This is a genomic window from Nonomuraea sp. NPDC049158 (assembly GCF_040648335.1).
GTDB lineage: Bacteria > Actinomycetota > Actinomycetes > Streptosporangiales > Streptosporangiaceae > Nonomuraea.
Genome location: NZ_JBEZDM010000032.1, coordinates 54,181 through 66,156, shown reverse-complemented (window position 1 = coordinate 66,156; position 11,976 = coordinate 54,181). Strand labels below are relative to the sequence as shown.

Annotated in this window: 11 protein-coding genes; 4 read left to right on the top strand and 7 right to left on the bottom strand. The window is 70.6% G+C overall.

All coding sequences use genetic code 11. From position 1 onward, the window contains the following. Window positions 1–3 precede the first annotated feature (3 nt). From AB0B61_RS44230 to AB0B61_RS44205, 6 genes are read right to left on the bottom strand one after another with little or no spacing between them, the layout of a single operon-like run. Window positions 4–972, bottom strand: a complete 969-nt coding sequence (locus AB0B61_RS44230; protein ID WP_358445819.1) for a D-2-hydroxyacid dehydrogenase — start codon at window positions 970–972, stop codon at window positions 4–6. Next, window positions 969–1,955, bottom strand: coding sequence for a hydroxyacid dehydrogenase (locus AB0B61_RS44225; RefSeq protein WP_358445816.1), 987 nt, complete (start codon window positions 1,953–1,955; stop codon window positions 969–971). The genes AB0B61_RS44230 and AB0B61_RS44225 overlap by 4 nt, the downstream gene beginning before the upstream one ends. Continuing rightward, on the bottom strand, window positions 1,955–3,103 hold the full coding sequence (locus tag AB0B61_RS44220; protein ID WP_358445813.1) for a hypothetical protein: 1,149 nt from the start codon (window positions 3,101–3,103) through the stop codon (window positions 1,955–1,957). Before AB0B61_RS44220 ends, AB0B61_RS44225 begins: the two co-directional genes overlap by 1 nt. Window positions 3,104–3,106: 3 nt before the next feature. Beyond that, entirely contained in the window at window positions 3,107–3,961 is an 855-nt protein-coding gene (locus tag AB0B61_RS44215; protein ID WP_358445810.1) for a carbohydrate ABC transporter permease, read from the bottom strand. Next, a complete protein-coding gene (locus AB0B61_RS44210) occupies window positions 3,961–4,965 on the bottom strand; it encodes a sugar ABC transporter permease (RefSeq protein ID WP_358445807.1) in 1,005 nt (334 codons plus the stop codon). The genes AB0B61_RS44215 and AB0B61_RS44210 overlap by 1 nt, the downstream gene beginning before the upstream one ends. Before the next feature lie 22 nt (window positions 4,966–4,987). Further along, complete coding sequence (locus tag AB0B61_RS44205; protein ID WP_358445804.1) at window positions 4,988–6,442, bottom strand: extracellular solute-binding protein; 1,455 nt, start codon at window positions 6,440–6,442, stop codon at window positions 4,988–4,990. Window positions 6,443–6,634: 192 nt separating this feature from the next. Here AB0B61_RS44205 and AB0B61_RS44200 point away from each other — a divergent pair, with 192 nt between their 5' ends. The 3 genes from AB0B61_RS44200 to AB0B61_RS44190 are packed head-to-tail and all read left to right on the top strand — an operon-like array spanning window position 6,635 to window position 10,308. After that, window positions 6,635–7,411 carry a sugar phosphate isomerase/epimerase gene (locus AB0B61_RS44200; protein ID WP_358445801.1) on the top strand — a complete coding sequence of 259 codons (777 nt, stop codon included), beginning with the start codon at window positions 6,635–6,637 and terminating at the stop codon, window positions 7,409–7,411. A gap of 27 nt (window positions 7,412–7,438) precedes the next feature. Continuing rightward, window positions 7,439–8,497, top strand: a complete 1,059-nt coding sequence (locus tag AB0B61_RS44195; RefSeq protein WP_358445798.1) for a LacI family DNA-binding transcriptional regulator — start codon at window positions 7,439–7,441, stop codon at window positions 8,495–8,497. Between the two features lie 26 nt (window positions 8,498–8,523). After that, entirely contained in the window at window positions 8,524–10,308 is a 1,785-nt protein-coding gene (locus tag AB0B61_RS44190) for a DUF2264 domain-containing protein (protein ID WP_358445796.1), read from the top strand. 3 nt (window positions 10,309–10,311) lie between these two features. Here the strand turns inward: AB0B61_RS44190 and AB0B61_RS44185 are convergent, their stop codons facing one another. Further along, the gene (locus AB0B61_RS44185; RefSeq protein ID WP_358445793.1) at window positions 10,312–10,758 is read right to left on the bottom strand and encodes a Clp protease N-terminal domain-containing protein; all 447 of its coding nucleotides are present in this window, start codon (window positions 10,756–10,758) and stop codon (window positions 10,312–10,314) included. A gap of 170 nt (window positions 10,759–10,928) precedes the next feature. On the opposite strand from AB0B61_RS44185, the gene AB0B61_RS44180 reads away from it, so the two are divergent. After that, window positions 10,929–11,825, top strand: coding sequence for an NADP-dependent oxidoreductase (locus tag AB0B61_RS44180; protein ID WP_358445790.1), 897 nt, complete (start codon window positions 10,929–10,931; stop codon window positions 11,823–11,825). The last annotated feature ends 151 nt before the right edge of the window (window positions 11,826–11,976 follow it).

Genomic DNA, 11,976 nt, shown 5'->3' with positions numbered 1-11,976 from the left:
TGATCAGTACCATTCCGACTTGTCCACCACATTGATCAGTTCGCGCCCGGCCACGAAGCGGCGGGCGTTCTCCAGCAGGACGGCGAAGCACCGCTCCGAGGCGTGCGGTCCCACGCCCGCGACGTGCGGGGTGATGATGACGTCGGTACGCCGCCAGAGCGGGTGGCCGGCGGGCAGCGGCTCGGTCTCGAAGACGTCCAGGGCCGCGCCGGCCAGGTGGCCCGAGGACAGGGCGGCGGCCAGGTCGTCGAGCCGGACGATGGGCCCCCGGCCGACGTTGACCACGTACGCCCCCGGCTTGGCCAGCGCCAGCCGCCGCGCGTCCAGCAGGCCCTCGGTGGCGGGGGTGTGCGGGATCGTCAGGATGACCAGGTCCGCCTCGGGAAGCAGCCGGTCGAGGGCGTCCGGCGGCAGTACCTCGGCGAAGCCCGGCACGGGAGCGCCGCGCCGGGCGTCCGTGCCCACGACCCTGGTGCCGAAGGCCGCCAGCAGCCTGCCGACCTCGGCCCCGACCGCGCCAACCCCCACGACCAGGGCCGTGGCCTCGCTCATGGGCAGCACGGCGCCGGGGTCCCAGTCGGGCGCCCAGCGCGCGCGGGCCTGTTCGCGGGCGTATCTGGGCAGGTCCCTGGCCAGCGCGAGCACGAGCGCCAGCGTGTGCGCGGCCACGTGGTCGGTGTAGGTGTCGCGCATGTTGGTGACCTGTACGGGATGCGCGACCAGGGCCGGATGGTAGAACGCCGGAGGCGGCCCGGCCTGCGGAGCCTGCAGCCAGCGCAGCCGCCCGGCGTGCGCCAGCAGGTCGGCGGGCAGCGTGCCGTAGGCGGCGTCGGCCGCCGCCAGCGCCTGTGCCGCCTCCGCCGGGGTCTCCGGCTCTAGGACGACGAGCCCCGGCACCGCCTGTTCCAGCCGGGCCCGCCAGCCCGCGGTGGCCGGATCGTGCGGCGGCAACAGCACCAGGGTGGTGCTCACGCCCTTCTCGCGAGGCCGGACTCGGTGATCTCGTAACGCAGCGGCTCCCCCGCGAGGTAGCGGACGAGCTCCTCGGCCATCGCCTCCCCGTGGCGGCGGCGCTCGTGGCCCAGGCTGCCCGCCACGTGCGGGGTGACGACGATGTTCGGCATCGTGAACAGCGGCGACCCGGCGACCGGCGGTTCGGGGTGGGTGACGTCGAGGACGGCGAACAGGTCGGTCCGCCGGCTCAGCACGTCCACGAGCGCGGCCTCGTCGACCAGCTGGCCGCGCGCCGAGTTGATCAGGGTGGCGTCGTGCTTCATCGACTCCAGCAGCGCGGCGCCGACCAGGCCGTTCGTCTCGGGGGTGAGCGGCGCGTGCAGGCTGACCACGTCGGAGGTGGCGAACAGCTCCTCGAGGCCGACGAGGCGCACCCCGAGCCGCTCGGCCTCCGCCGGGTCGGCGTACGGGTCGTGGGCCTGCACGTCGAGCTTGTGGTGGGCGAGCAGCCGCGCCGTGGCCCGGCCCGTGGCGCCGAGCGAGACCAGCCCGACCGTCGCGCCGTAGGCTCCCAGCTCGGGTCCGCGCGGGGCGGTGGCGGCGGCGGCGCGCGCGTTGAGCACGTAGCGCCAGCCGTGCTTGAGCGCGTACAGGATCTGCGACAGCGCGAACTCGGCGACCGGCTCGGCGTTGGCCGTGGCCGCCGTGGTGACCCGCACTCCCCTGGCCCACATCTCCGGGGTCACCATCGAGCGGATGGAGCCCGCGCCGTACAGCACCAGCGAGAGTTTGGGCGCGGCGGCGAGGAACTCGGCGTCCAGCTTGGGCGCGCCCCACCCGGTCACCAGGACCTCAAGGCCGCCGAGCACATCGGGAGTGAGCCGGTCTGCGGTGAGCAAGGGCGAGTCGATGGCCAGGTGCTGCTCAAGCGCGGCCCGGGCCTCCGGGCCATAAACGTCGTCAAAGCGATTCGGGTCCATGACATACAGGCCGTTCAGCATTATCTCTCCTTCAGGCGAGCCGCCGCCCGCACACTGGCCAGGCGGGCGGGTGAGCCCAGCCCGGCGTGGTAGTAACGCAGTTGCCGCGCGCCCCCGGCGACGAGGTCGGCGGCCAGAGCCGGGATCCGGGCGTGCCCGTCCTCCAGCACGGTCAGGTTGGCGACGAGCGGGACTTCGGTACGGCTCGCCGCGGCCTTCATCTGGGTCAGGGCCGCCTCCTCCTGGCCCCAGCACTTGAGCACGTACGCGTCGGCCGGCGCCTCGAAGGTGGCCAGGTCGATGCCCACGTCGGGGCCGGTGACCTGCGGGTCGTCGGTGGCCATGAGCAGCAGCTCACGGCCGCCGGCCAGCGCCGCCACATCCCGGACCAGGCCGGCGATGACGTGCCCGCGGTGACCGTACACCGCCTGGGCACGCTCGAAGCCGAGTACTTCGTCCAGGCTCGTCCCGGCCGGGACGCCTCGCTGCAGTTCCCCGTCCACGGCGGCGCGCACGTCACGCGCCAGTTCCTCCACGTCCAGGCCGCGCCCGGCCAGCCCGGCCCGGCAGGCCGGGCAGAGACACAGGGACAGCAGCGCCTTGCCGCAGGCGGACAGGTGGGCGCCGGAGGTCTTCTCGTGGTGACCGGCGTGCTCCATGCCCAGCCAGCCGCACGCCTCCAGCATCAGCGCGGGCACGTCGTACTGCTCGCACACCTCGCCCACGAGAGTGAGCGCGTAGTCGTGGACGGCGGGCTGGGCCGGGCACAACGCGTAGGGATAGGACTCACCGTAGGCGTTCGTGACCGTCAGGTCGGGTGCTTGGCGGCCCAGCACCGAGGAGTGCGTGAGCACCAGCCAGGCCTCCGCCCGCAGCCCCGCCCCGGCCAGCGCGGCCAGCGCCGTGCCGAACCGGTCCTCGTCGGCCACTCCCCAGCTCGGCGGGAGCGGCCGGAGCCGCCCGCGCCAGCGCTCGGGGCGCAGCCGGAAGTAGGCCGCCGCGTGGTCGGCCTGCACGATCCGGTGACGCGGATGCCACGGGGTGACGCCCCGCACCGAGTGGTAGGCGGCCTGCAGCGTCACCGTGCTCACGCCCAGGCCGGCGATGCGCTCGGCCGCCGCGGGGTCGCCCACGACGTCCCAGGTGTAGGCGAAGGCCCCATGCCTCACGCGTCATTCTTTCGTGGCGCCGGCCAGGCCGCGCGTGAAGTAGCTCTGGAAGAACAGGAAGATCATCAGCATCGGCAGGAACGAGATCGTCATGCCCGCGGCGAACCCGGTCCAGTCCGTCGCGTGCTCACCCTGGAAGGACAGCATGCCGACGGCGAGGTTCTGCAGCTCGGGCTGGCCGAGCGTGAACACCAGCGGGATGTTGAACTCGTTCCAGCTGCTGATGAACTGGAAGATGACCACCACCGCGATGACCGGCTTGGCCAGCGGGAGGATGAGGCGGAAGGTCTTGAGGAAACCGGCCCCGTCGAGCTTGGCCGCCTCGAACAGGTCGGTCGGGACGCTGGAGAAGAACCCGACGAACAGCAGGACGTAGAGCGCGCCGGCGCCGCCGGACATGGCCAGGATGACCCCGGCCCGGGTGTTCAGCAGGCCGAGGTTCTCGATCAGCACGAACTGCGGGACGATGATCGAGGCGACCGGGATGAACAGCGTCCCCACGATCATCCGGTAGAGCAGCGTACGGCCGGGGAACTCGTACCTGGCCAGCACGTAGCCGCACAGGGCCGCCTTGACCAGCTCGACCAGGGTCGAGGCGGCCGAGTAGAGCACCGTGTTGAAGAAGTATCCGGAGAACCCGGCGTTGACCCAGGCCCGGACGAAGTTGTCGAAGTTCAGCTGGTCGGGCAGGAGGCTCGCGCCGCTGGTGAACATCCCCGCCTGGGTCTTGAACGCGGCCGAGATCGTCCACAGGAAGGGATAGACCCACACGAGCCCGACGACCAGCAGGATCGGCAGGGCGATGAGATTGGCCCGCACGGCATGGCTGCGCCGGCCCGCCCGAGTGGTCGCTGCCATCAGACGCCGTACTCCTTCCTGAGCCGCTGAGCCCGGCGGACCGCGAGGCCCTGGGCGGAGACCAGGACGAAGGCGATGACGGAGAACAGCAGCGCCGCGGCCGAGGCGTAGCCGTAGGCGAACGGCACCGAGCCGAACGCGTTCTGGTAGATGAAGTAGGACACCACGTAGGTGCTGGTGCCGGGCCCGCCCGCGGTGAGCGTGACGACCAGCCCGAAGACGTGCATGGCGTTCACCAGGCCGAGCAGGGCGATGATCACGGCGACCGGCCTGATCATCGGCAGCGTGATGCGGGTGAGCTTCTTCCACTCCCCCGCGCCGTCGATGGCGGCCGCCTCGTAGACCTCCTCCGGCACGTTCTGCAGCGCCGCGATCCAGTAGATCATGTACTGGCCGAAGATCTGCCAGATGGAGACGAGCACGAGCACGACCAGCGCGCTCCACCGGTTGGCGAACACGTCGAACCCCTGGTCGACCAGGCCGAGGTCGCGCAGGATCGCGTTCAGCGCGCCGTTGGACGGGTTGAGCAGGTAGGTGAACACCAGCCCCGCCATGGCGACGGGGATGATGAGCGGCGCGAAGAACATGGTCCGGAAGAACCGCTTGCCACGCAGCCACTTGCGGGTCAGCAGGATCGCCGCCAGCAGCGAGATCGGCAGCTTGATGACGGTCGTCAGCAGGGCGAAGACCAGCGTGTTGACGACAGAGAGCCAGAACAGCGGGTCGGCCAGGATCGTGCCGTAGTTGCTCCCCCCGACGAAGTCGTCGATGGGGCCGACGCCCGACCAGTCGAAGAAGGAGTAGTAGATCGTCGCGATCAGCGGCCAGATGGTGAAGCCGAGGTAGAGCAGGAGGAAGGGGGCCAGGAAGACGAGCAGCCAGACCCTCTCGATGCCGCGGACGCGCTCGCGGGAGTGATCGGGGCGCTCTGGCACCCGCTTGGCGGGCGACCGGTCCCTGTCCGGCACCCTTTCCCGCCTGGGGGCGGGAGCGGTGGTTGTCATGATGTCCTCACGAGGAGTCCGGTCAGTTGCGGTACATGTCCGAGGTGAAGTCCTTCGTGTACTCCCAGTCGGGGAAGGTGTAGCAGTCCATCGACACCTTCAGGCCGCTGGCCGCCTCCTGCTTGAGCCCTTCCTCCAGAGCGGTCTGCCGCTGCTTGGCGATGGCGGCGCCCACGCTCTCCAGAGGCTGGCCGCTGGTCAGCGCCTCACCCATGGCCTCCCACTCCCCGTCGGGGCTCTTCGCCACCGCGTTGACGTACGCCTTGGACTTGGCGATGTCGGGGCACTTGAGCAGCGGCACGGGGAGCTGGACCCGGTAGCCCGGCTTTCCGCCGATCTCCATGATCTGCCTGAGCGCCGGGTCGGTGACCATCTTCTGGTTGTCGACGTAGGCGAGCGTGCCGAAGGCGCTCTTGTAGTACTGCTTGACGAAGTACCCGTTGGGGTCGGTCATCCACTGGATGAACGTCCACATGGCGTCGGGATGCTTGGTCTGCGAGCTGACCCAGTACTTGTTGTTGTCGTACTTGCGGCCGGCCGCGCCGGTCTGCCCGCTGTCGGGGTTGACGCGCGGCGCCACCACGTACTTGTCGCTGCTGAAGCCCTGGCTGGCCCACACGCTCGGCAGCCAGGTGCCGTCGAACATGATGCCGGCCTGATCGGCGGCGAACTGCTGGCGGGAGAAGTTCTTGTCGTTGGTGCCGGGCGCCAGGTAGCCGGCCTTGTTGAGCTCCTGGATGAAGGCGAAGGTCTTCGTCTGCGCGGGCTCGGTCAGGTCGAACTTGCCGGTCTTGTAGTCGAAGAACTCGTCCGTCGAGACGCTGCCGATCAGCCCGTACCAGATCCGCTGCATGTCCACGCCCTTGGTGGGGGCGGCGATGCACTGCGCCTTGGTCTTGGACTTGATCTGCGCGCAGGCGTTCTTGAGGTCGGTCCAGGTCTTGGGCGGGCTGTTGACGTCCAGCCCGGCCTCCTGGAAGACCTTCTTGTTGAGGAACATGTAGCCGGAGCCCCAGTACAGGTTCTCCGAGAACGGGAAGCCGTAGGTCTTCCCGTCCTGCATGTTGATGCCTTCCAGGAAGGACCCTTCCGGCCAGCGCTTGGTGAAGTCGGCCGGTATGGTCCCGCTCGGGTTGAGCGGGCGGATCCACTTCTGGTCCGTCAGCTGGGACAGCCCGAGCGCGTTCCAGTAGAACATGTCCGGCGCCTGGTTGCTCTGGAAGGCCAGGGGCAGGGTCTTCATGTACTCGGACTGGGTGATCGAGCGCCAGTCGATCTTGATGTCGGGATGCTCCTTGGTGAACTGGGCGCCGATGTCCTTGTGAAAGTTCACCTGTTCGGCGGAGAAGTCCCAGATCCGCAACGTGGTCTGCGAGCCACCTCCGCTCTGGTTGCTCGAGGTGCCACACGCCGCCACGAGCAGTGATGCCATGGCTGTGGTGGCCATCACGGCGGTCAAACGCGAACGAGGGATCATGGACCCTCCTAAAGAGGCGGAGGTCAGAGGGGGCTCGGGCGGCTGGTAAGCGCTTACCCGAGGGTGGGTCGAGAGTAGCCCGCCTCATTCCCCGTTTCAAGGCTTGTGAGAAAGCGGTTTCAGATGGATGCTCAGCGATGAAGACCGTCTGACCCAAGATGTACAAGCGCTTTCTCAACTTCAGGAGTACGTGTGCGCCTGCTCGCCTTCACCAAGCCCTTCGGCTCCATCGACGCCCCCGAGCTGGCCGAGGCCGTGGCCTCGGTGGGCGCCGAGGGGGCGGACCTCCTCGTGCGCGAGGGCCAGACGGTCAGCCCCGCCGACCCGGACGGCATCGCCGTCGTCGCCGCCGAGCTCGGGCGCCGCGGGCTCACCCTCGACGTCGTCACCACCGACTTCCTCGACGCCGACGCGGACGCCGAACGGCTCATCGCGGCCTGCGGCGAGAGCGGCGTCCCCCTCGTACGGGTCGGCTTCTACCGCTACGACCCCGCCATCGGCTACCACCATCAGCTGAAGGAGGCCAGAGCCGCGCTGACCCGCCTGGCCGGCCTCGCCGCCCGGCACGGTGTGCGGGTGGCGGTCCAGCTGCATCACGGTACGATCCATTCATCCGCCTCGCTCGCCCTCGCTCTCGCCGGCGACCTGGACGACGTGCGCTTCTACGCCGACCCCGGCAACCAGGCCAAGGAGGGCAGCGAGGCATGGGCGCTCAACGTCGAGCTGCTGGGCGATCGGATGGCCTGCATGGGAGTGAAGAACGCCGCCTGGCGATCGGGCCCGGACGGCTGGACGTGCGACTGGCAGCCGTTCGCGGACGGGGGCGTGGTCCGCTGGGCGGAGATCATCCCCGGGCTGCGCGAACGCGGCTACAGCGGGGTGCTGTCGCTGCACGTCCACTACCCGACGGCCGACCCGGTGGCGGCCGTACGGAGAGATCTGGATCATCTGCGCGGGCTGCTCGGCTGACGGGCGCACGGGGGGCAGGAGGAGCGGGTGCGTAATCTGCGGCAGGGCCGCGGGAGCCGGGTGACGATCAGCGACGTCGGGGCGGCCGCGGGGGTGTCGGCCTCGACCGTCTCCCGCGTCCTCAACGGCACGGCGAAGGTCGACCCCGCCCTGGCGGCGCGGGTCCACGACGCGGTCGCGCAGCTGGGCTACCGCCCCAACGCGGCGGCGCAGGGGCTGGCCCGCGGCGAGTGGGGCACCATCGGCGTGCTGGTCCCCGACCTGGCCAATCCCTACTTTCCCGGCGTGCTCAAGGCGGTCTCGGCCGTCGCCCGCTCCCACGGGCGCCGCGTCATGGTGATGGAGTCGGACGACGACCCCGCGATCGAGCACGACCTGGTCGAGGACCTCATGCGCAGCTGCGACGGGGTGCTGCTCGCCTCCTCCCGCATGGAGCGCGCCGACCTGGCCGCCCTGACCGGCCGGGGCCACCCGCTCGTCCTGCTCAACCGGATCGTCCCCGGCCTGGCCGCGCCCGCCGTCTCCGCCGACTTCTTCGGCGGGATGATGCTGATCTGCGGCCACCTGGCGCAGCTGGGCCACCGCCGGGTCGCCTACCTGAGCGGGCCCGAGGTGTCCTGGGCCAACTCCGAGCGGATCCGGGCGCTGGAGGCCGCCAAGGCGTTCGGCCTGTCCGTCACGATCCTGCCGTGCGGGGCCACCAGCCAGTGCGGGTACGAGGCCGCCACCGCGGTGGCCGGCACCGGCGCCACCGCGCTCACCACCTACAACGACCTGGTGGCCCTGGGGGCGGTGACCCGGATGCGCGAGCTCGGGGTGCGGGTTCCCGAGGAGCTGTCGGTGGTGGGGTTCGACGACATCGCCCTGGATCACGTGGCGCACACGAGCCTGACCACGGTGTCGGTGCCCCGGGGGCAGCTCGGCAGGCAGGCGGCCGAGATGCTGGAGGCCCTCATGACCGAGGGGCACGACGGGGAGCCGCTGACCCTGCCGATGGAGCTGCACGTCCGCGACAGCTCCGCCCCGCCCCGGGTTCCCGCGGTGTTGACAAGCGAGGGCGGCGCGGGGAAACCTAGCCCGGGATAGCGCTTTCCCAGCGAAAGAGAGACCCCGTGCGCACTGACGACCTGCCCGGCGGCGATCGAGACGAGTTGGCGCGTCAGGTATTGGACCTGGTCACGCCCCTGATTTCCCGGTTCAGTCCGGGGCGGGGACGGCTGCGGCTGGGGTTCCACACGGCGCACTACGACCAGGAGTCCGCCGAGCTGGAAGCGTTTGCACGCCCGCTGTGGGGGCTGGCGCCGCTGGCGGCCGGCGGCGGGACGTTCGACCACTGGGACCTCTGGAGCGCCGGGCTCGCCGCCGGGACCGATCCCGAGCACCCCGACTACTGGGGCGCGGCCTTCGACAAGAACCAGCGGCTGGTCGAGACCGCCGCCATCGGCCTGGCGCTCGCCCTGGCCCCCGAGCGTATCTGGGACCCGCTGACCGGCCCGCAGCGCGACACGGTGGCCACCTGGCTACGGCACTCCGTCACCGTGGAGCCGAACAACAACAACTGGCTGTTCTTCCCGGTCATGGTGGGGCTCGGGCTCGACCGCGTCGGGATCTCCCACGACCATGACGCCAACACGGCCAGGCTCGACCGGCTGGAGGAGTTCGACCTCGGGCGCGGGTGGTACTCCGACGGGCCGACGTGGCAGCGCGACTACTACATCCCGTTCGCCATGCACTACTACGGCCTCATCTACGCCGCGCTCGGTCAGGACCAGGACAGGGCCGGACGCTTCCGCGAGCGGGCCGCGGCGTTCGCCCAGGACTTCCAGCACTGGTTCAGCAGCGAGGGTGTGGCCGTCCCGTTCGGCAGGAGCCTGACCTACCGGTTCGCGCAGTCGGCGTTCTGGGGGGCGCTGGCCTTCGCCGGCGTCGAGGCGCTGCCGTGGGAGGTGACCAAGGGGCACCTGCTGCGGAACCTGCGCTGGTGGGATCGCCAGCCGATCCGCGACAGCGCGGGACTGCTCACCATCGGCTACGGCTACCCGCAGCCGCACATGGCCGAGCAGTACAACGCGCCCGGCTCGCCGTACTGGGCCATGAAGGCGTTCCTGCCGCTCGCCCTGCCCGCCGAGCACCCGTTCTGGACCGCCAAGGAGGCCGACGCTCCCCCGCTGCCCGAGGTCAGCACGCAGCCGGAGGCGGGCGTGGCGCTGATGCGGTTCGAGGAGGGACGGCATGTGGTGCTGCTCAGCGCGGGGCAGCGCAACCCGTGGGCGCGGCACGGCGCGGCCAAGTACGCCAAGTTCGCCTACTCCACCCGGTTCGGCTTCAGCGTGCCGGCCGGGACGCTGAAGCTGGAGCAGGGCGCCTTCGACAGCACGCTGGCGCTCAGCGAGGACGGTGAGCACTGGCGGCCCTGCGAACTGCCGGACCAGGTCTCCGCCGCCGACGGTGTGCTGCACTCCCGCTGGACCCCCTGGGAGGACGTGGAGATCGAGACCTGGCTGGTGGCGCTGCCCCCGTGGCACGTACGGGTGCACCGGATCACGACCGGGCGGGCGCTGCGCACGGCCGAGGGCGCCTTCGCGGTCGACCGCGACCAGCCGCCCATCCGGATCGACACCGGTTCCGGCCGGGCCCGGCTCGACGCGCCCCACGGCCTGTGCGTGATCGAGGACCTGACCGGTGGGCGGGAGGGCGACCTGGTCACGGCCCTGCCCGGCACGAACGTGCTCACGGCGCGCACCACGATCCCCACGCTGAAGGGCGACCTGCCGCCCGGCGAGCACCTGCTGGCCTGCGCGGTGCTCGGCCTGGGGCCCACGGGCCCGGACGCGGCGGACGGGTGGCCGGAGCCGCCCGCGTGGGAGACCATCAAGCCCCTGATCGGCCCTGGCTGACGCCTATCTGGCCAGGTACTGCTGGAGGAGTTCGTCCATGGTCCGCCCGACCTGGTCGGGGTCGGCGCCGAGCTTGACCAGCACCTGGACCGCCACGCTCGCACGGTCGCGGATGAGCCCGAGCAGGAGGTGTTCGGTGCCGATGTGGTCAAGGCCACGTTGCACGGACTCCTGGTTCGCCGCCTGGAGCACCTCGTTGGCCGACGACGTGAACGGAAGGTAGCCCGACGGAGCGGACTCGCCTCGGCTCCGGCTTTCCTCAACCTGTCGGCGCACATCCTCAAGGGTGAGGCCCAGGTTCTTGAGAACCTGGGCCCCCACACCCTCATCTTCACGGATCAAACCAAGCAGAAGGTGCTCGGTGCCGATGGAGTCGTGGTTGAGCGTCCTGGCCTCGTCCTGGGACAGGACGATGATACGTCGAGCTCGGTCGGTGAACTTCTCGAACATCCCGCCACTCCTCGCAAAGCAGTCAGTCAGGTTTTGTCCTTGCGCATGCTAGTGCGTCACACCCGTCACACCCGCCACACCGGGGCTGCCGCGCTCGGTCAGCTGGTGGACGAGGTGTCGGCCTCCTGCTCCTGACCTGCGGTGGCGGAGCAGCTGTCGGCGGGCCGGAGGTGCTGCGGGTTCTGGAGCTGCCGATTCCCGAGGCCGGGCCGGGCGAGATCCGGATCCGCGTGCACGCTGCGGCGGTCAACCCGATCGACACGATGGTGCGCAGGGGAATCGCCTTCGTCTCCGACGCCGAGCCACCCTACGTCCCGGGGATGGACGCGGCCGGCGTGGTGGAGCGGATCGGCGAGGGCGCCGACACCGATCCGAAGGTGGGCGACCACGTCATGGCCGTCGCGGTCGTGTCCGGGACGCACGGCGCGTACGCGGAACATCTCGTCGTCCCCGCCGAGTCGCTCGTCCGCGTCCCGGCGGGCATGAGCGACGTCGAGGCCGCCACGCTGCCGATGAACGGCCTGACCGCCCGCATGGCGCTGGACCTGCTCGAGCTTCCGCCCGGCGCCACCGTGGCGGTCACCGGCGCGGCGGGTGCCGTCGGGGGCTATGTCGTGCAGCTGGCCAAGGCCGACGGGTTCCGGGTGATCGCCGACGCCGCGCCCAAGGATGAGCGGCTGGTGAAGGACCTGGGCGCCGATGTCGTACTGCCTCGCGGTGATGGGTTCCCGGAGCCGGTGCGCGCGCGGGTGCCCGGCGGAGTGGACGGACTCGTCGACACCGCAGGTCTCGTCGCGTCCGCTATACGCGCGGTTCGCGACAGCGGCCGGGTGGTGTCCTCCCGTGCCGGCACCGAGGGGACTGGTGACCGCGGCATCGTGACCCGTTCGACCTTCGTGCCCCGCTACGCACGCGAGCACGACAAGCTGGACCGCATCCGGCAACTGGCCGACGAAGGCCGGATCGTCCCACGGGTCGCGAAGACCCTGCCCGCCGAACAGGCCGCCGAGGCCCACCGGCTGCTGGAGGCGGGCGGCCTGCGTGGACGGGTGGTGCTCACCTTCTAAAACCGCCGCCGGACGTCAGGCGGCACGGGCGTCCAAGAGGCGCAGGTGACAGCCCGCCAGCAGGTCGAAGAAGTCGGGATCCACGTAACAGCCGTTCTCGTCGGGATGTCCACAGCTACCTGTCCTGCGTGGAGCCGGCCGCCGCCAGGCG